Source organism: Microbacterium sp. MM2322, assembly GCF_964186585.1.
Taxonomy (GTDB): Bacteria; Actinomycetota; Actinomycetes; order Actinomycetales; family Microbacteriaceae; genus Microbacterium.
Genome location: NZ_OZ075067.1, coordinates 279778 through 299231, shown reverse-complemented (window position 1 = coordinate 299231; position 19454 = coordinate 279778). Strand labels below are relative to the sequence as shown.

Annotated in this window: 18 protein-coding genes; 3 read left to right on the top strand and 15 right to left on the bottom strand. The window is 70.2% G+C overall.

What is annotated here, in order from left to right; genetic code table 11:
* Positions 1–20 precede the first annotated feature (20 nt).
* The 7 genes from ABQ271_RS01435 to ABQ271_RS01405 form a co-directional block, all read right to left on the bottom strand.
* Positions 21–2027 carry a hypothetical protein gene (locus ABQ271_RS01435; RefSeq protein WP_349309790.1) on the bottom strand — a complete coding sequence of 669 codons (2007 nt, stop codon included), beginning with the start codon at positions 2025–2027 and terminating at the stop codon, positions 21–23.
* 101 nt (positions 2028–2128) lie between these two features.
* A complete protein-coding gene (locus tag ABQ271_RS01430; RefSeq protein ID WP_349309789.1) occupies positions 2129–3196 on the bottom strand; it encodes a glycosidase in 1068 nt (355 codons plus the stop codon).
* Between the two features lie 2 nt (positions 3197–3198).
* The gene (locus tag ABQ271_RS01425; RefSeq protein WP_349309788.1) at positions 3199–4038 is read right to left on the bottom strand and encodes a carbohydrate ABC transporter permease; all 840 of its coding nucleotides are present in this window, start codon (positions 4036–4038) and stop codon (positions 3199–3201) included.
* The gene (locus tag ABQ271_RS01420; protein ID WP_349309787.1) at positions 4035–5012 is read right to left on the bottom strand and encodes a sugar ABC transporter permease; all 978 of its coding nucleotides are present in this window, start codon (positions 5010–5012) and stop codon (positions 4035–4037) included. The genes ABQ271_RS01425 and ABQ271_RS01420 overlap by 4 nt, the downstream gene beginning before the upstream one ends.
* A 1-nt stretch (position 5013) precedes the next feature.
* Positions 5014–6303, bottom strand: coding sequence for an extracellular solute-binding protein (locus tag ABQ271_RS01415; RefSeq protein ID WP_349309786.1), 1290 nt, complete (start codon positions 6301–6303; stop codon positions 5014–5016).
* A 28-nt stretch (positions 6304–6331) separates the two neighbouring features.
* Positions 6332–7363 carry a LacI family DNA-binding transcriptional regulator gene (locus tag ABQ271_RS01410; RefSeq protein ID WP_349309785.1) on the bottom strand — a complete coding sequence of 344 codons (1032 nt, stop codon included), beginning with the start codon at positions 7361–7363 and terminating at the stop codon, positions 6332–6334.
* Between the two features lie 96 nt (positions 7364–7459).
* Positions 7460–8668 (bottom strand): histidine kinase, encoded by a 1209-nt coding sequence (locus ABQ271_RS01405; RefSeq protein WP_349309784.1) that lies wholly within the window; start codon positions 8666–8668, stop codon positions 7460–7462.
* A gap of 96 nt (positions 8669–8764) precedes the next feature.
* Between ABQ271_RS01405 and ABQ271_RS01400 the strand changes: the two genes are divergently transcribed.
* The 3 genes from ABQ271_RS01400 (at position 8765) to ABQ271_RS01390 (ending at position 11248) form a co-directional block, all read left to right on the top strand.
* Positions 8765–9436: a response regulator transcription factor gene (locus ABQ271_RS01400; RefSeq protein WP_349309783.1), complete on the top strand. Its 672-nt coding sequence runs from the start codon at positions 8765–8767 to the stop codon at positions 9434–9436.
* A 137-nt stretch (positions 9437–9573) separates the two neighbouring features.
* On the top strand, positions 9574–10506 hold the full coding sequence (locus ABQ271_RS01395; RefSeq protein WP_349309782.1) for an ATP-binding cassette domain-containing protein: 933 nt from the start codon (positions 9574–9576) through the stop codon (positions 10504–10506).
* Complete coding sequence (locus tag ABQ271_RS01390; protein ID WP_349309781.1) at positions 10493–11248, top strand: ABC transporter permease; 756 nt, start codon at positions 10493–10495, stop codon at positions 11246–11248. The genes ABQ271_RS01395 and ABQ271_RS01390 overlap by 14 nt, the downstream gene beginning before the upstream one ends.
* 9 nt (positions 11249–11257) lie before the next feature.
* On the opposite strand, the gene ABQ271_RS01385 is transcribed toward ABQ271_RS01390, so the two are convergent.
* From ABQ271_RS01385 to folK, 8 genes are all read right to left on the bottom strand, one after another.
* Positions 11258–12949: a carboxypeptidase-like regulatory domain-containing protein gene (locus ABQ271_RS01385; protein ID WP_349309780.1), complete on the bottom strand. Its 1692-nt coding sequence runs from the start codon at positions 12947–12949 to the stop codon at positions 11258–11260.
* A gap of 26 nt (positions 12950–12975) precedes the next feature.
* Entirely contained in the window at positions 12976–14511 is a 1536-nt protein-coding gene (gene lysS / locus ABQ271_RS01380; protein WP_349309779.1) for a lysine--tRNA ligase, read from the bottom strand.
* A 199-nt stretch (positions 14512–14710) separates the two neighbouring features.
* Positions 14711–15454: an SUMF1/EgtB/PvdO family nonheme iron enzyme gene (locus ABQ271_RS01375; protein WP_349309778.1), complete on the bottom strand. Its 744-nt coding sequence runs from the start codon at positions 15452–15454 to the stop codon at positions 14711–14713.
* Positions 15451–16158, bottom strand: coding sequence for a DUF2520 domain-containing protein (locus tag ABQ271_RS01370; RefSeq protein WP_349309777.1), 708 nt, complete (start codon positions 16156–16158; stop codon positions 15451–15453). Before ABQ271_RS01370 ends, ABQ271_RS01375 begins: the two co-directional genes overlap by 4 nt.
* Positions 16155–17933, bottom strand: coding sequence for a PH domain-containing protein (locus ABQ271_RS01365; protein WP_349309776.1), 1779 nt, complete (start codon positions 17931–17933; stop codon positions 16155–16157). The genes ABQ271_RS01370 and ABQ271_RS01365 overlap by 4 nt, the downstream gene beginning before the upstream one ends.
* Positions 17930–18502 (bottom strand): PH domain-containing protein, encoded by a 573-nt coding sequence (locus ABQ271_RS01360; RefSeq protein WP_349309775.1) that lies wholly within the window; start codon positions 18500–18502, stop codon positions 17930–17932. Before ABQ271_RS01360 ends, ABQ271_RS01365 begins: the two co-directional genes overlap by 4 nt.
* A complete protein-coding gene (locus ABQ271_RS01355) occupies positions 18447–18938 on the bottom strand; it encodes a DUF3180 domain-containing protein (protein ID WP_349309774.1) in 492 nt (163 codons plus the stop codon). Before ABQ271_RS01355 ends, ABQ271_RS01360 begins: the two co-directional genes overlap by 56 nt.
* Complete coding sequence (gene folK, locus ABQ271_RS01350; protein ID WP_349310922.1) at positions 18935–19447, bottom strand: 2-amino-4-hydroxy-6-hydroxymethyldihydropteridine diphosphokinase; 513 nt, start codon at positions 19445–19447, stop codon at positions 18935–18937. Before folK ends, ABQ271_RS01355 begins: the two co-directional genes overlap by 4 nt.
* Positions 19448–19454 lie beyond the last annotated feature (7 nt).

The window sequence follows — 19454 nt, the reverse complement described above, 5'->3', positions numbered from 1 at the left end:
ACCGCGACCCGGTCGCCTCGTCAGCGCTCCACGATCGCGAAACCACCCGCGGGCAGGATGAGTGCGCCCGAGCGGTCCTTCTTCACGCGCACCTCGCGGCCGCGCTCGTCGTACACGTCGATGCGCCCCGGCCCGACGGTCACCTTCTGCGGCGACCGTGCGGCCGAATGCACCAGTTCGGTCCGCGCTCCCCGGTCGCCTTCGAGAACGAGGCGGGAGACGAACGGGCGGACGAGGATGCCGTCGAGCTGCAGGTCGCCGCGCGTCGAGGCGACCCGGATCTCATCGCGCGACCCCGGCATCGCCTTCGACAGGGTGTGCGGATGCATCGCACCCGGCGTCGGCGAGATGCCCTGCGCAGGCCCGGTCAGCCGGAGCATGCCGAGCGTCGAGCGCCCGCTGGTCCACGTCGACGACGTCCGCTCGCCGATTTCCGACCACACGACCGGTTCGATCCACCGATCGGTGTCGGCCCTACCGACGTCGAAGACGGCAGTGTCACCACGTGAGAGCGTCAGCTTGTCACCCGACCAGCTGGACTCCCCCGTCCACGACTCCGGCGTCGAGACCTCGCCGGTCGTGGCCGCGGCATCCTCCGCCTCGGCCCATGTCAGCCCCTCGCGATCGGCGACCTCCGTCAGCGAGAGGGCCTGCCGCTTCACTCCGGGGTTCGCGTCAAGAGCGAGAGCGGTGAGCAGACCGTGGATCGTCGACTCTGCGCCGCTGTTGCGGTTGACGGTCCCGTCGGGCTGCAGGCCGTCGTAGGTGACTCCCGTCGCAGGGTCGTACATGCGCTGCCCGGCGTGGTTGGCACCGAAGAACCATGCGGCCTGCATCGCCGCGAGGTCCTCGAACCCTTCCGACCCGGTCGCCTCGGCGACCCCCAGCAGCGACTGCACCCGTGAGTCCGCGCCGTAGGCGATCTGCACCCGGTCGACCGGGCTCGGGTTCCACCCGTTGTCGGGTCCCCCGGCGGTCAGCAGCGTGGTCGTGAACGTGGTCGCGTCGGCGACGGCGGGACGAGCGAGCGAACGGTCGCCGAGGGCGACGGATGCCGCGGCCAGCGCCGCCGGCATCTGCGAGCCCCATGCGTGCCAGATCGCCGGCGACTCCGCCCACGGGAGCACCGCCTTATACGGCCACTCCCGCGTCGAGCCGTCCGCCATTCCGGCGATGCCCCTCGCGAGCTTCCGCAGAGCGGTTGCGGAGGCGCGGTCGGGACCGGCTTCGACGCGCGCGGCGAGGCCGAGCGCGGCTTCAGCCGAGGCATCCGCCCCGTTCGTGATCAGCCACGTCGGGACCCGCTTGCCGTCGGAGACCGTCCACTGCCCGTAGGTGGAGAGGACCTGACGGTTGAGCGCACCGAGCGAGAGGTCGAGGCGGTCGTCGAGGAAGGCGGCGAACTCCGGGTCCTCGTCCTTGAACGCGGCATACCCCTCGCCGAGAGCCCACAGCGTGCGCGCGAGCCAGTAGCTCGGGCCGCTGTCCGAGGGGTCGGGGAGTTCTACCGGCTCCGCGGAGGGGTTGAGCGTGCCGTCGGGCTGCATCCAGAGGACGACGTTCCCGGCATCCGGTCCGTCTGTCGTCTGGAAGTAGGCGACAGACCGCAGGAGCTCGTACGCCTTGTTGCGGCTGTCGTCGTCGCCGGTCAGCTCAAAGTGGCGGATGTAGACCACCGCGGCGCGGGTGATGTCGTCGGCGTTGTACGCACCCTGCCCCCAGTACCCGGTCTCAGGGTCGAGCGGTCCGCCGCCGACCCGTTCGAACGTGCCGCCGTCGCGCGCGTCGGCGTAGGTCCACGGCAGGGTCAGGGTCGGGTCTTCGTCCTGGCGGTAGGTGCTGTGCCCCTCGACGTCTGCGGGGGGCGTCGCCTCGTCGAGCAGGAAGTCGAGGTGCGCGAGGTTGGTCACGGCGGTGGATGCCGGGGCCGCGGCGGCGGCAGTCGCGCCGAGCGGGAAGGTCAGAGCGAGCACGGCGAGGGCCGTGATCCCGACGGTTCCCGCACGACGGTGTGCGGAGGTGTTCACGGGAGTGATCCTTTCGGTGGGTGTGCCGTTCTCCGGATGAATCGACCGTGCGCGACCCGAACGGGCCGGGGCACGCGCATCATCCGGAGAACGGCACGCGATCAGTCGGTGCGTTCCAGCAGGGCGACGCCGATCTTCGAGTCGGCCATGCCGTAGAACACGAACAGGCGGCCGTCGACCTCTTCGATCGCGGTCGGGAAGACGACGTTGGGCACGATGCCGCTGCGCTCGTCGTCTGTCTCCGGGGCCAGGAGCGGCTCCGGAGTGCGAGCGACGACCCTCGACGGGTCGTCGGCGTCGAGGATGATCGCCCCGGCGGCGTAGTTCACCTTCTGCTGCTGTGCGAACGCGCTCTCGAGGACTCCGGTCACCCCGTGGTGCAGGACGAGCCAGCCCTCGGGGATGCGGCGAGGTGGCGGACCGCCGCCGATCTTGAGCTCCTCGAACGGGAACGCGGGCCCGGCGACGAACCGGTGCTGCTCCCACAGGGTCAGCGAGGAGAGGTCCTCGCGGACGTCCTCGAGCGGGATGTAACTGATCCAGATCGACTGGCGCTCGTCATCGACGCCCGCCGGCACGCGCACGCCCTGGCCGGGCTTCGTCTCGCCGAGGTCCCACATCGGACGATGCAGCACGGCGAGGGCCTCCCGCCCATCCGGTGCGGTGACCGGTTCGGGGAAGAACACGGTGTCCTTGTTGTGGAACAGGTTGAGGTCCATGTCGAGGTCGTCCTGGTACCGGAAGAGCGCCGGCCCGAGCCGTCGCCAGTCCCGCAGATCACTCGACACCGCCACGGCGGTACGGGGCCCGAGCGGCCCGTACGCCACGTACGTCATGACGTGCAGCCCGAGCGTCTCGATCCAGGTGATCCGCGGGTCTTCGACGCCGGAGTTGCCGACCCCGCGCTCCCAGCCGCGGTCGGGCTCGAGCACGATGCCCTCGCGCTCCACGGCGACGGGGATGCCGTCCTCGATGACGACGCGGGCGAGCCCGACCCGCGACACGTTGCCGTCGGCGACGAGGCGCGGCAGCAGGTACAGCTCGCCGTCGGGGCCGCGGCCGGAGCCGGGGTTCAGCACCCCCTCGGCTTCGTTCGGATCGCCGTCGGCGGGGGACATCACCACCCCCATACGGGTGAGGCGGTAGGGGACGTGGGTTTCGGCGGGCATGGTCATCCTTTCACTCCGGATCCGATGTCATTGGAGGTGAAGTAGCGCTGGAACACGAGGAACAGCGCCACCGCGGGGGCGGCGAGCACGACGGCGCCGGCCATCATCGCCCCGAACGGGTTCGCAGTGGATGCCGCGATGTTCGAGATGAAGTTCGCCAGCGACACCGCGAGCGGCTGCATGTCGGCATCCTTCGTGATGAGGAAGGGCCACAGGAACTCGTTCCACGGCCCGATGAAGGTCAACAGCACGACCGTCAGCAGGGCGGGGCGGACGAGCGGCAGGGCGACGCTCCAGAGCAGCCGGAACTCGTTCGCACCGTCGATGCGGGCGGCGTCGAAGAGCTCCTTCGGCAGCTGCAGGAAGTACTGCCGGAAGATCACCACCGCGGTCGAGTTGATGAAGAACGGCAGGATCATCCCGAGGTAGTTGTCGGCGAGGCCGTAATCGCGGGCGATCATGACGTACAGCGGGATCATGAGCAGCTGGAACGGCACGACCTGCACGAGGAGCGCGAGGGCGAACGTCGCCCCGCGGCCGCGCCAGCGGAGCACGGCGAGCGCGTACCCGGCGAGCACTCCGAACACGACGGTGCCGAGGATGACGCCGCCGGTGAAGATCCCCGAGTTCGCGAGCCCCTGGAGGAGATCGATGCGACCGTTGATGGCGGAGTAGTTGTCGAGGGTGAGGTTCGCCGGATTCGGGAACGCGCCCGCCGGACTGGGATCGACGTTCGTCTGCAGCGAGCCGACCACCATGTAGAAGAACGGGAACAGGAACGCGAGGGCGCCGATCGACAGCCCGACGTACATCGCGATCTTCGAACCGAGTGCGCGCTTCATCGCTCCTCCCCTCCGACCAACTTGCGTTGCAGCAGAGCGATGGCGAGCACGAACACGATGAGCACGACGCCGATCGCGGCCGCGACATCCGGGTTCTGCTGCTCGATGCCGCGCTGGTACATGAGCAGCACGGGCGAGGTCGACGCGCCGTTCGGTCCGCCGCCGCCGGTGAGCAGGTACGGCTCGGTGAAGAGGTTCGCTCCGGTGATCGTGGCGAGCAGCACCACGAGCAGCGTCGCCGGCCGCACGCTCGGCACCGTCACCGCGAAGAACTGACGGAGCTTGCCGCCGCCGTCCATCGATACCGATTCGTAGAGCTCGCGCGGCACGTTCTGGAGAGCCGCGAGATACAGGAGGATGTAGAACCCGAGGCCCTTCCAGGTCACGAAGACGGCGATCACCGGCATGGCGAGCGACGAGTTGACGAGCCACGACGGGTCGGGGGCGAGCGGCCCGAGAACATTGTTCACGAGCCCGCCGCGGGCGAAGAGGAACAGCCACACCGCGACGACCGCGACGGATGCCGTGACGTACGGCACGTAGTAGCTCACCCGGAAGAAGGTCCGCGCCTTCGTCACCCGGTCGAGCGCCGTCGCCAACAGGATGGACAGCGCCACCGTCAGCGGCACGTTGATGATCAGGAAGATCCCGACGTTGCCGAACGAGCGCCAGACCTCGGGGTCGCTGAGGGCGGTGACGTAGTTGTCGAACCCGACGAACGGCCGGTCGACGACAGCACCGGGAGCGGCGAAGAAGTAGTCCTGGAACGACATCCACACCGCGAAGACGACCGGGTACGCGAAGACCACCAGGACGAACACGATGTAGGGCGCCGAGAAGAGGAGCCCGTGAGGCTGCGCGCCGAGGAGGCGGTGCAGGATGCCGCGGCGAGGCGCGGCATCCTTCCCGTCCTTCTCGGGGGAGGCATCACGCGTCGCGCCGGGACCGGCGCGACCGGGGACGACGGCGGTCATCTCAACCCGCCGAAGCCAGCTTGTCGATCTCTGCCGACGCGTCGGAGAGGAACTGGTCCACCGGCGTCTCGCCGAAGATGACCGACTTCGAGTAGCCGTCGCGGAACGCCTGCCAGATCTCCACCGAGCCGACCACGTTCGGGACCTCGACGGTGCGCGCTGCCTGGTCGCCGAACTGCTCGTACGCGGGGTTGTCGGCGAAGTAGTCCGGGTAGGTGCCCGTGAGGTCCTGCCGCAGCGGCATCTGCCCCGTCGCCTCGAGCCAGGCGCCGTCCTGCTCCTCGCTCGTCGCGAACTTCAGGACGTCCCAGGCCGTCGCCTTGTTGTCGCAGGCGGTGAACATGCCGACGTTCTTGGCGTCGCTGAAGGTCCAGGTGTCGCCCGCCGGCGTGCCGTCCTTCGTCGGCACCGGCACCGCGCCCCATTCGATCGCGTCGCCGTAGACGCTGATCGCCCACGGACCGACGATCGCCATCGCGGCGTAGCCGTCGGCGAAAGCGTCGCCCTGGTACTGCTCGTTCCCGGCGAGGTTCTCGTCGTAGAGGGTCCGCCAGAAGTCGGCGACGGCCTTACCGTCGTCATCGTTGAACGTGGCCTTGCCGTCTTCGAGCAGCTGCGTGCCACCGGTCTGGGCGGCGTAGAGCGGGTAGAAGTCGAACCAGGGCTGGAAGAACTCGCTCGTCGGAGCCGGGTTGATCGCGTACTCCGAGACGCCCGCCTCCTTGAGTGCGCGAGATGTCTCGAGGAACTCGTCGTAGGTCGACAGCTTCGGGTTCTCGGGGTCGAGCCCGGCCTTCGCGAACAGGTCCTTGTTGTAGAAGATCATCACGGGGTTCGACTTCCACGGCAGCTGGTAGAAATCGCCGTCGTCGGAACGGTACTGATCGGCGAGGTCTCCGCTGCGTCCGGTGATGTAGTCGTCGCCGTCGGAGAACGTCGACAGGTCGACGAGACCGCCCTGTCGCTGGAAGCCGGGAACCGCTGCCGGAGAGGTGTTGAAGACCAGGCAGGGAGCGTTGCCCGCCGTGATCGCCGCGCCGATGACCTCTTCGCTCGATGCGCCCGCGGGAATCTCCTGCGCCTTCACCTGCTCATCGGGGTGGTCGGCGTTCCACGCCTCGACCATCGCCTTGCCCCAGCCGATCTCGGCTTCGTTGTTGGAGTACCAGATGGTGATGTCGCCCCGGCCCTCGAGGTCGCCACCACCTCCCCCTCCCCCGCCGCCGCTGCAGGCGGTGAGGGCGAGCACGCCGGATGCGGCTGCTGCTGTGATGAGGATGCGTCGTTGCATGTCTCTCTCCTTCGTGGTGCGGTCGCGGTCAGTCCGCGGCCAGGGGTGGCGGTGCCGTCGATCCCCGGACGGCGAGGGTGGGATCTGCGAGCGCGATGCGCGCGGGTGGTTCGCCGGCGATCGCGCCGAGGAGCGTTCGCGCGGCGACGAGCCCCCACCCGCGGGCGTCAGTGGTGACGCTGGTGAGCGCGGGGTGGACCCAGCGGCCGATCTCGGTGTCGTCGAAGCCCGTGATCGAGAGGTCCTCGGGCACCCGGATGCCCCGCTGCTGCGCGACCGCCATCCCCGCGACGGCCATGCCGTCGTTCGAGTAGACGATCGCCGTCGGAGAGTCGGCCGCATCGAGCAGGGCGGCGGTCGCACGAGCGCCGTCTGCCGCGCTGAAGTCGGTCTCGACGATGCGGGAGCGAAGGCCCGCGGCATCCGCTGCGGCCTGGAAGGACTCGCTGCGGCGGCGGGCGTGCAACATGGCGTCGGGCCCTGCGACATGGGCGACGCGGCGGTGGCCGAGGGCGGCGAGGTGATCGACGGCGAGGCGGATGCCGACCCCGTCGTCGGCGGAGACCGCGGCGAACGGTGACGCGACGTCGGGGACGCCGAGGGTGACGGCGGGAATGCCGAGTTCCTGCAGGAGCGGGATGCGGGGGTCGTCGACGCGGATGTCGGTGAGGATGACGCCGTCGACACGTCGATCCGTCGCGAGCGCGCGGTAGGTCTCGGCTTCCTTCCGACCCGGGGTCGCGACGGCGAGGACGAGGGCTTGCCCGGTGACGGAGAACTCGTCTTCGAGGCCGGCGATGAAGGTCGGGAAGAACGGGTCGGCGGCGATGACGTCGGGGCTGCGGCCGATGACCAGCCCGCAGGCGAACGCGCGTCCCACGCTGAGCGAGCGTGCGCTAAGGCTCGGGGTCCACCCGAGTTCGGCCGCGGCGGCGAGTATCCGCGCGCGGGTGTCCGGTGCGACCCCCGGCCGGTCGTTCAACGCGAACGAGACGAGCCCCTTGCTGACCCCGGCGGCGCGCGCGACGTCCGCGATGGTGGGGCGGGTCTGCGGGGGCATCCTTCACTCCTTCGTGTCGAACAGGCTCTACTAAACCGGTTCAGACGAGAGGAATGCAAGGGGTTGACGAGCCCGGGGAGTCGGGCGTACGGCGTCTCAGCGCGTCGGCAGCTCGACCCGAACGCGCCAGCGCGCGCCGTCGGGTCCGGCCGCGAACGTGCCCCCGAGAACCTCGACCCGCTCGCGAAGCCGCGCGAGCCCGAACGCCGGCCCCGGCCGCGTCTCGGCCGTCGGGCGGTGCGGATCGTTCGCGACCACGAGGACCACTGTGTGCGATGTGAGGACCAGCGAGAGGTCCACCGTGACCGCCGGAGCGCCGTGCTTGACGATGTTCGTGACGGCTTCGCGGGCAGCACGCGTGAGGGTCGTGTCGATGATGCCGGCGAGCGGGGCCTCGCCCGTCACCTCGACCTGCACCTCGTGCCCGAGGTCCCGGAGCTTCTTCGCCAGGGAGTCCAGCTCACGCCCGATGCCGGGGGCAGCGGCATCCGTCACACCGTCCGTTCCCGACCGGCCGTGGATCAGCTGCAGCACGCGCCGCGTGTCGGTGAGCGCTTGAGCGGATGCCGCGACGATGGCGCGCTGCGAGCTCGCCCGGGTCTCGGGGTCGTCGGTGCGTTCCAGCACCCGCGCGTGCATGACGGTGATCGAGATCTCGTGGGCGATGACGTCGTGCAGTTCGTCCGCGATCCGGTTGCGCTCAGCGACGAGTGCCGCATCGAGTTGCGCTTCGTGAGCGTCGACCTGGGAGGCGAGCGCGACGTTACGGCTGACGACTCGACGCAGGCCCCGCCCGACAGTCGCCGACAGCAGGCCGATGACGAACACGGCGACCACGCCACCGACCTCGAGGCCCGGCGGCATCGTGGCGATCGCAGCCACCCAGGCGACCGCGGCGACGCCGTACGCCACCGAGAACACCGCGCTGCAGCAGTAGAAGACCACCCCGATGCTCATCGCGACGGCCGTCAGATATTCACCGCTGTGCCCCGCGGCGATCGCGACGAACCCGGCGAGCATGAGGATGCTCGCGCCCCAGATGGGTCGCCAGGCCATCGCGATGATCGCACCGTTCATCAGGAGGGGGGTCGCGAACACCGGCCACGGTGTCGGCGACCCCGATGCGAACCCCGTCCACAGCGCGTCGACCGCGGCGACCAGCGGGAGCAGCACGATGAACGCGCGGGCGAGCACCGGGGGGAGGACGTGATCCCAGACGTCGCGAAGCGCCGTGCGAGACCCGGGACGGGCGTCCGATTCCAGTGAGATAACGAGAGCGGTCGCCGACTCGCCCCTAGGTTCCATCCCCTCATCATGACGCGGAACATTGCGTTGCGCGCTCCTGCTCGAGACGCAACTGCCTCATCGCAGGACGGACGAGGCGACACCTAGGCTGATCGCATGCCTCCCATCCGCGTCCTCATCGCTGACGATGAGGCTCTCGTGCGACGTGCGCTCGAGGTGTTCGTGAACGCGGAAACCGGGATGACCGTGGTCGGCGAGGCGAGCGACGGCCCGAGCGCCGTTGAGCTGAGTCTGGATCTGAAGCCCGACGTGGTGCTGATGGACATCCGGATGCCGGGCGGCGACGGCATCCGCGCCATCGAGCGGCTCTCAGCCGAGCTTCCGTCGGCGCGCACCATCGCCATCACCACCTACAGCTCGGACGAGACCGTGGCGACCGCGCTGAGTAAAGGGGCGGTCGGTTTCCTCGTGAAGGATTCCGAGCCTGAGCACATCACGGCGGCCGTCCGCAGCGCCCACCACGGCGGGTTCGTCCTCTCCTCGATCGCGGGGCAGGACATCGTGCGGCGCATCGCGACGTCGGCCGCCGGTCAGGCGACTGTCACGCTGAGCCCCGCGGAACAGCTGACGCCGCGCGAAATCGACGTCCTCCGCCTCCTCGCCAAGGGGATGTCGAACGCCGAGATCGGCCGGGAGCTCTTCCTCTCCGAGGCGACGATCAAATCTCACCTGCGGCGCATCATGACCAAGTGGGACGTGCGCGATCGGATGCAGGTCCTCCTCTTCGCGGCGCGAGCGGGCATCATCCGCATCCCCTCGACGCCCTGACCCGTCACGCTGGCCCGCGATTGCGTCTGGGGACGCAACTCGATTGCGTCCCCGCGTCGCAGGGCAGTGCCTTTCGGCTCACGCGCGCCGTCTTAGCGCGTCGCTAGCGTCACTCCTGAGGGAAGGACGGGCTGCATATGGATCACGGTCTGGGCACCGGCATCCGGGTCCGCAGCGTCAGCAAGTCGTACGGCGGCAAGCGGGTGCTCGATGACGTCTCCTTCGACATCCCCGCCGGGACGGTCACCGGGCTGCTCGGGCCGAACGGCTCCGGCAAGTCCACGGCCATGCGATCGATGCTGGGGCTGACGATCGCGGACGCGGGTTCGACGACTTTCGACGGCGTCCCATATCGCGACCTCGCCCAGCCCGGGCGGACGGTCGGCGCGCTGCTCGACCCGGGCGCGCACCATCCGGGGCGCAGCGTCCGCGACACGCTTGCGAGCGCCGCCATCCTCGCCGGCGTTCCGCTCGAACGGGCACGCGAACTCACCGGGACCCTCGGGCTCGCCACCGCCGAGCGTCGCCGCTTCGGTGCCCTCTCGCTCGGGATGAAGCAGCGTGTCGCGCTGGCGCTGGCCCTCCTCGGCCGCCCCCGACACCTCATCCTCGATGAGCCCATGAACGGCCTCGACATCGAGACGGCGGACTGGCTGCGGGAGACCCTGGTCCACCACGCGCACACGACGGGTGGATCCGTCCTCGTATCGACGCACCTCCTCCAGGAGCTGCAGACGTTCGCCGACCGGATCGTCGTCCTCAGCGAGGGCGCGATCCGCTACTCCGGCGACGTGAACGAGCTGACCAGCGGCAGGAACGCCACGGTGGTCGCCGTGGACCCCGATCTGATGCGGCGAGCGCTCACCTCCCGCGGCATCCCCTTCACTACCGATGCCGATGGCAGCCGGTTCGCCGTGGGCGTCGACCCTCGATCCCTCAGCCAGATCTGCATCGCGGACGCCATCGTCATCGATGAGCTCGCCGAGGATCGCGAGTCGATCAGCGATCTGTACCGTCGCCTCACGCGCGGCCAGTACCACGTGGAAGGTGACGTCCTTGACCCTCGTTGACGCCGAACCGACGGCATCGGGGCGCTTCGCCCGGAGCCTCCGCGCCGAACTCCGGAACGTCCGGACGACGCGCGGCACCCGGTGGGCGCTCGGGCTCACGGCTTCGCTCTGGGTGATCGTCGGCGCCGGGGTCGCGCTCATCGCGGTCCTGCTCGACGCGACCACGGTCAGTGTCGGCGCCGCCCTCCTCGGTATGGGATCGGCCGTCACCATCTTCATCCCGATCCTGGCGATCTTCATCATGGCCGCCGACTGGCAGTCACGGGACGTGCTGACCACCTACGTACTCGAGCCGCGGCGGCACATCGTGTTCTTCGCGAAGGTGCTGGCGGCTGTCATCGTCTGCGCCACCCTCGTGCTCGCCGCAGCCCTTCTCGCGGTCGTCTTCACCGCCGTCCTCGCTCTCGTCTCCGGCGCTGCGATCACCTGGAATGCGGATGCCGAGACCATCGCGGTCCTGCTGTGGAGCGCCGCCGTCGGCACCGTCTCGGGCATCGCCTACGGCGCAGCCACGCAGCGCGTCGCGATCGCGATCGTGTTCTCCCTCGTGCAGGGGTTCGTGATCGATCCCCTGCTGACGCTCGTTCCGCACGGTGTCGGGAACTGGTTCCGCCTGAGCGCGATCGCGGATGCCGGCAGTAGCGGTGGGGCTATCGGGCCGGCTCTCACGGCCGGGGTGCTGTGGCTGGTCGTGCCGCTCGCCGTCGGCTTCGTCCGCAATCAGCGGGCGGACGTCCAGTGAGGATCCGGGTCAGCGAGAGACCCGCGCCGTCTTCGCGGACTCCCGCGTGGTCTTCGCCCAGCCGGATCCGGTGGCGACGATCTGAACGCTGATGCGCGCGCCCGCCTGCCCCTTCCGCACGGTGAGCTTCGACGAGGTCGCGCCGCTGATGGATTTTCCGTCGGCTTTCCAGCGGTAGCTGTAGACGACACCCTTCGTCTTCGGGTGGGCCACCGTGAGCGACGAACCGACCCGGGCGCGCCCCGAGACGGTCGGGGTGCCGACGGGCACGTAGGCGGCGAGGACGGCATTGCGCGTCATGGTCTTCCCGGGTTCCACCCAGGTCGAGTCGAACTCGAAGCCCGAGCCCTTCGAACGCCACCAGTCCGCCTTGTGAGCTGTCGACGAGGTTCCGCTGATCTTCAGCACGTAGCTACTGACGGGCAGATTCGGGATGCGGTACGCCCCGCCGCTGTCCGCCGTGACTGTCGCGACTGCACGGAGGCGATCGAATCCCTGCACCGTTCGCTCGGCGTAGTAGGCCGTCACACGCGCGCCGCGCACCTTCTTCCCCCGGGAATCCGTCACCGTGCCGCGGATCGCGCCGATCTTCTCGGTCCGGAGCATGAACGATGACTCCGAACCGGCGTACACGCGCGCGGTCGCGTCAGTCCAAGGGGAATTGCAATCCGGGGGCTCTTGCGCGTAGCCGCGTGCGGGGGCGACCTTCAGACAGTAATTGCCGGGCGTGAGGCCGGCGATGCGCACGTGGCCATCGGCATCGGTCACCCTGCTGGTGACTTCCACCGGGGTCGCGTACGCCGATCCACGTCCGGTGCGGAATACCGTCACCTTCGCCCCGACGAGCTGTCCGCCGCTGCGGGCGACGAACCCTTCGAGAATCCCCGCGGCCTGCCCGGTCGGGGTCCCCGCGCCGGCGGCACTCACGATCTGCGGCGCCCCGGCGTTCTGGAGTGTCGACCCGAATAGCCCGGCTCGGCCGCCAGAGGTGAGGTGCAGGAGGAGGGTCTCGTACCCCGGACGGGTCGCCGTCACGACGGCGCCGAGGTTCATCGTCGTGTGCGGCCGCGGGAGCAGCTCGAACTGACGGCCGGTGGCGCCTTTGACGGGAAGCTCGTCGATGACCCACTGACTTTTCAGCGTGGTGCCGCTCGGCCATCCCTTCGCCGTCACGGAGAACCGCGAGTTTCCCGATGTGGGGTTGATGGGAAGACGCACGACCTCGAGGATCCCGGCCTTGGTCACCCGCGGGGTTCTGAGGGAGGTCGCGGTCACCACGGGGCCACCCTCCGGCATCCGTGCGGTCACCCGGAAGGAGAGCTGCTTACCGGTCAGAGCCGACCTGATGTCGAGGGAGCCTTCGGTGGCGCCCGCGATGGGCTTGCCGTCGGCCAGCCACTGGTAGCTGTACTGCGCGATCGGACGCGGATACTGCACACCCCCGCCGCTCTCATGGGGTGCGAGCGGCGCCATGCCGTGCTCGACCGTCACCTGCCCGCCGACCGCCGCCGTGCCCAGGACGAGGGGGATGCCGATGCGCGGCGCCGCCGCAGCCGACACGCTCGACTGGTCGGCGGCGACACTCACCTGTCCGGCGGAGAGCGTGAGCGCGATCGCCGTCGCGATCGCAGCGATCATTCGGTGCGCGCGACCGTGTCGTGCCCGGCGCTGCATCGTCGCCGGCTCCCCCCAGAGCGTCATACCCGCACACTAGCGGGTCAGACGCCTTACTTGACGAGCGGGAAGAGGATCGTCTCGCGGATGCCGAGGCCCGTGATCGCCATCAGCAGGCGGTCGATCCCCATGCCCATGCCGCCGGTGGGCGGCATGCCGTGCTCGAGCGCCCGCAGGAACTCCTCGTCGACGCGCATCGCCTCGTCGTCGCCGCGCGCGGCGAGCTTCGCCTGCTCGACGAACCGCTCGCGCTGGATGACGGGGTCGACGAGCTCGGAGTAACCGGTCGCGAGCTCGAAGCCGCGGACGTAGAGGTCCCACTTCTCGACGACGCCCGGGATGGTGCGGTGCTCGCGTACGAGGGGTGAAGTGTCGAGCGGGAAGTCCATGACGAACGTCGGGCGCTCGAGGCCGCCCTTCACGAAGTGCTCCCAGAGCTCCTCGACGAACTTGCCGTGGGTGGCGATCTTGTCGGGCACCTCGACACCCGCCTCGACAGCGAACGCCTGCAGCTCCTCGAACGTGGTCTCGGGCGTGATGCGGCGACCGGCGGCATCCGACAGCGATTCGTACATCGAGATGCGGTCCCACTGCCCACCGAGGTCGTACTCGGTGCCGTCGGCCCACGTCACGGTGGTCGACCCTGAGACGGCGACGGCCGCGTTCTGGATGAGCTCCTGCGTCAGGTCGGCGATGCCGTTGTAGTCGCTGTAGGACTGGTACGCCTCGAGCATCGCGAACTCGGGGCTGTGCGTGGAATCGGCGCCCTCGTTGCGGAAGTTGCGGTTGATTTCGTACACCCGGTCGATGCCGCCGACGACGGCGCGCTTGAGGAAGAGCTCGGGCGCGATGCGGAGGTACAGCTCGGTGTCGAACGCGTTCGAGTGGGTGACGAACGGGCGTGCTGCCGCGCCGCCGTGCTGCACCTGGAGCATGGGGGTCTCGACCTCGAGGAAGCCGTGCGCATCGAAGGTGCGACGAAGCGACGCGTTGACCTTCGCGCGGGCGACGACGGTCTCGCGAGCGGTGTCGCGGACGATCAGGTCGAGGAACCGCGACCGCACGCGGCTCTCCTCGCTGAGCTCGGTGTGCAGGTTCGGGAGCGGGAGCAGCGCCTTGGCGGCGATCGTCCACGCGGAGACCATGATCGACAGCTCGCCGCGGCGGCTCGAGATGACCTGACCCGTCACCGACACGTGGTCGCCGAGATCGACGAGCTCCTTCCACGCCTGCAGCGACTCCTCGCCGACCTCGGCGAGGGACACCATGGCCTGGATGCGGCTGCCGTCGCCGGCCTGCAACGCGGCGAAGCAGAGCTTGCCGGTGTTGCGGCTGAAGACGATCCGGCCGGCGACCGACGCGGTCTCGCCGGTCTCGTCGCCCGCCTCGAGCGATGCGAACCGCTCGCGCAGGGCAGCGATCGTGTCGCTCACGGGAACCGAGACCGGGTAGGCGCCACCCGCGGCATCCGTCCGTTCGCTCAGCAGCCGTTCCCGCTTCGCGAGCCGCACCGCCTTCTGCTCGAACACATCGGCGAGGCCGTTCTCATCGGTCGTCTCGGCGGGCGTGGGCGCAGACGCGTCGGTCATGTTCGGAGGCTCCTCGGGGATTCGACCCTTCAGTCTATCGACGGGCTCCCGCGTGATTCCGCCACGGCGAGTGGATGCCGGTGGCCACGGATGCAATGGATCGTCGCCGACACCCCGCGGCCCGGCATCCGTCATCGGCGCGCCGCGCAGGATCCATTGCATCCGCGAACAGCGACGGACGGGCTCGCCCGCGAACGGCTCAGCGGCGCGGCGTCCAGCCCGGCGGCCGCGGGTCGCCGCCCGCCGCCCGCTCGGCGTCGAACGCGGCCGACCAGCCCTGCGCGGCATCCACGGCGTCGAAGCCTCCTCGCGCGACACGGAACCCGACGTCGTCGTGCGTCATGCGCGGGCCACCGCCGCGGCGCGTGCCGGCGCGGACGCTCCAGGCGTCGTCGGCGAAGCCGCCGCCGCGGAAGACGCGGTAGTCGTCGTACCGCTCGGTGTCGAGGAAGTCCCAGCACCACTCCCACGCGTTCCCGAGGGTGTCGAACAGCCCGTGGAGGTTGGGGAGCTTGCCGCCGACCGGCTGCGGCGAGGTGACACCGTCGCCCGCCGTCCACGCGACCTCGGCGAGCGGGCCGTAGTGCGGGCCGGTCGAGCCGGCGCGGCAGGCGTACTCCCACTCCGCCTCGGTCGGCAGCCGGAACCCGTCGCTGTCGACGTGCCAGCGCACCTCTTCGCCGTCCACCGCGTACGCCGGGTCGAGGCCCTCCCACTCCGACAGCGCGTTGCAGAACCGCACGGCACGCTGCCAGCTCACCTCGACCGCGGGACGGCGAGGGTGGGATGCCGCGACCCCCAACACCTCGGACACCTGCTCCCCCGTGACGGGGTAGACACCGATCTCGAACGGCTCGAGCGCGACGGTCCAGCGCGTCCGGCGGCGCGCATCGTGCAGCTCGACGCTGCCCGCGGGGATGCGGGCCAGCTCGACGTCGCTCACGGGAGGACCGGCGGCCCGTCGCCGAGGGAGGGAGCCGCTGCGCTGAGCGCGCGGTCGATCGTCGTGTGGACGAGCGCCGACAGGTACCGCGAGGGGTCGTCGACGCCGGCGCTCCGGAGGAGGTCGGCCGACTGCTGCACGATCGACGCCGAGAACGTGGTCGCCGTCGAGATGGCCTCGCCGTAGGCAGCCCGATCGGCGTCGGCGACGACGATCGGCTCGCAGCCCATCTCGACGGCGAGCGCCTGCGCGATCGGCAACACGGCAGCGGGTGCGGTGACCGCGGCGTACGCGTCTTTCAGCGCACGCAGATCGGTCGAGGTCCCCGTGAAAGCGATGGCCGGGTGGATGGCGACCGGGATCGCCCCGCGCGACGCGGCGGGCGCGAGCACCTGTATGCCGTGCGCGGCATCCGTGTGCATCACGATCTGTCCGACCTGCCAGGCGCCGAGTTCGGCGAGACCCGCGACGAGCCCGGGGAGTTCGTCGTGCGGAACCGCGAGGACCACGAGTTCGCTCCGCCGGATCACCTCTTCGGCGCTCACCCGCGGGAGGCCGGGCAGGATCGCCTCGACTCGGTCATCGTCGGAGCCCGGGGTGATGCCGGTCAAGGCATGCCCGGCGCCGGCCAGGGCGGCGGCGACCACCGGACCGACCCGTCCCGCTCCGATCACACCGACCCCGAGGCGACCCTCACGGGTCACGGCTGCTCCGCGGGTGGCGTCGGCGGCGCGACCGTCAGCGGAGCCGGTGGAGCCGGCGGAGCCGGTGGAGCAGCGACCGGCGGCGTCAGCGACGGCGCGACGGGCGCGGCATCCGTCGGCTCTGCGAAGGACGCGCCATCCGTCGGCTCTGCGACCGTCGACTCATCGGTCGATTCCGTCGTCTCGTCGGATGCAGCGGCCACCGCCGCGGCCGTGATCGCGTTCCACTGCTCGTACGCCTGCGCGTGGTCGAGCGATTCCACGGTTCCCGTGACGGGCCCCATCACGGTGTGCCCCGTGATGGTCGCAAGTCCGAGCGTGCGGGCGAGGGGGCCCTGCGAGACGCGCACCGACTGCAACCGCGCGAGGGGAAGGATGGTGAGCTTCGGCCAGAGGCGTCCGGTGCGCATGAGCACCGCCTGCGGCAGGACCCGGATGCCGTTCCGACGCCACGTGAGCGGGTCGATGGCGCGCGCGCGGGGCGAGGAGGTCGTGTAGCCGTCGTCGTCGCGGGGTCCGCGAAGACCGGCGTCGAGGAGTGCGGCGTCGATGGGGATCGACGGCAGCAGCAGTCGCAGCACGCGCTCGACGTCGGCCAGCGTGCCGATGGGGAGGACGTCGCCCATCTGGGTCGACGACGTGTCGCTGGCGGAGCGCCCCGAGAGCCGGTTCACCCGGATGCGGTACCAGCCGCCCCAGCGCCACAGGAGAGGCTGCCGGATGTCGACGGCGTGGACGCGACCCGGCGGCAGCGTCTCGGTGACGGTGGTCAGGAGCCCGAAGGTGACGCGGACCCCCGCCGACGTCGGCGCGATCGAATAGCGGACCGTGCGGATGAACTGGCGGATCGCGTACGCCCCGAAACCGATGGCCGCCGGGACGGACGCACCGAGCGCGGGGATGATCCAGATCGGCTGCATGACCAGGCCGACGATCACCGCGATCACGACGACGATGAACGCGATCGTCGACCCCGAGAGCAGCCCGGCGAGGATGAGTCGCGACATCGGCACGCGGACGATCGATTCGGGTTCTGCCTCGTCCTCGTCGACGCCGTCGATGATCTCGTTGATGCCCGCGCTGATCCGCGGGGCCAGCGCGGCGCCGGTCGGGGCGGTACGGACCGCGGCATCCTTCTTCCGATGCCCGGACGCGAGACGGAGGATGTCGCCGCGGACCGTCTCGGCATTGCGGGTCGACAGGTACTCGAGCTTCACGTTCGCGTCGAGCCCGGCGCCGACGACCTCGAGCTTGGCGAGACCGACCAGACGGGCGAGAGCGGGACGGGTCAGGTTGACGCCCTGCACCCGGTCGAGCGGGGCACGACGGTGCGTGCGGAAGAGCACGCCGCTGCGCACCTCGACCTGATCCCCCGTGATCCGGAAGGTGTGGAACCGCCACGCCGTCCAGAACAGAGCGATGAGGATGACGAGGCCCACCGCCACGGCGACGAGAGCCTGCACGGCGATGCCGTTCTGCAGGACGAAGTCGACCGGGTCCTCCTCGCCGTAGCGGAAGTCCTCGGGGAGGAAGAAGGAGATGAGCCGGTCGCGCAGGTTCGCGACGAGGATGCCGAGGATCACGAGGAGCGTCAGCCCGCCGCGCAGGAGCGGCGAGAGCGGATGCATCCGGTGCCAGTCGCCGTCGCTCATCTCGGAGCGCACCGCGGCAGGGGGCGGAGCCGAGACGGCGGCGGGCGGAGCCGAGTCGGCAGGGGGCGGAGCCGAGCCGGCGGGCGCCTCTGGCGTCGGGACCTGCGGGTCGAGGTCGCTCACAGGCCGGTCCGCCGGGTCTCAGCCACCTCGATGAGCGTGTCCCGCAGCTGCTCCGCGTCGCGCTGCGGCAGGCCGGGGATCGTGATGCCGGTGGATGCCGCCGCGGTGACGAGCTTCAGCTGGGCGATGCCCAGCATCCGATCGAGCGGACCGTGCGTGATGTCGACGAGCTGCAGCCGGCCGTAGGGGACCGACACCATCCGCTGCCACAGGATGCCGCGGCGGAAGACCAGGTCGTCCTCGCGCAGCTGGTAGCCGATCGAGCGCGCCTGGCGCGGGGTGACGACGAGCGCGACGAGGAAGATCGCGAAGAGGATGCCGCCCGGGATGAAGGGCCACGTCGCCTCGAACACGAGCCACAGCGTCACCACCGCGGCGGCGATCACCAGCAGTCCGACAACGTTGCCGATCATCTGACCGATCACGTACTTGCGCGAGAGCTGGCGCCACGTCCCATCCCCCAGCGGCAGCCGGTGGGCGCCGCGGGGTTCGAGGATCCTCGTGAAGGTCTCGTCAGTCGGAGTGGGAGAGCCCGTAGCCGGGTTCGTCTGGTCCGGGCTGGTCGTCATCATCGTCCTTCCGGATGGTGCACAGGTGTTCGGCGACAAGGGCGCCGGCGACGAGGAGCAGCCCGCCCCCCAGCGCGGCGACCACCGCACCTGTCGAGCCTAACGAGGGCGAGACGGGTCGTGTGAGCACGAAGACGAGAAGTCCCCCGGCGAATCCCGCCACGAGCGACCCGACGATGCTGGATGACTTGGCCATCATCGCGATCCGAAGGGCTCGGAAGGGGTCGACGGGCGCCGCCGTGCCGACTGTCGCCCGGCGGACCGGGATGGCAGCCAGGACGACCGCGACGCCGAGGGCGACGAGGAGGATCGGAAGGAGCGGCGACGGGGTGAAGCTCGGATGCCCCATCCCGGTCAGCAACTGGTCCACGAAGAAGCCGGCAACTCCCGCCACGACGGCGACGGCGACGAGCAGGAGTGGGTTCGTGCGGGTCATGAGGGGCCTCCCGGAAGAGCGGCGCGCAGATCGGCGACCTTCCCGACGCCCGGCAGGACGGCATCCGGGTCGATGCTCAGCCACGGATCCAGCACGAAGTCGCGTTCCGCCGCGCGAGGATGCGGCAGCACGAGGGCCGGATCGTCAGAGCGCACGTCGCCGTAGGCGATGAGGTCGAGATCGAGGGTGCGACTCCCCCACCGCTCGCGGCGCTCCCGGCCGTGACGCCCCTCGATCGCATGCAGGTAGCCGAGGAGCAGGGTCGGGGCCAGTCGCGTGTCGACGAGCGCCACGGTGTTCAGGTAACGGGGGGCCTCGGCATCCGGACCGCCGAGGGTGATCGCGACCGACTCGATCGGGTCGGCCGCAGCGACCAGCGACGTCATCGGCAGACGCCCGAGGTCGGCGATCGCCTCGGAGATCGTGTCGGCGCGCTCCCCGAGGTTCGCGCCGAGGGCGATGACGGCGCGATGCGCCGGACCCGCCGCGCGCGGCGGCGTCGGCGGCATCCCCTCA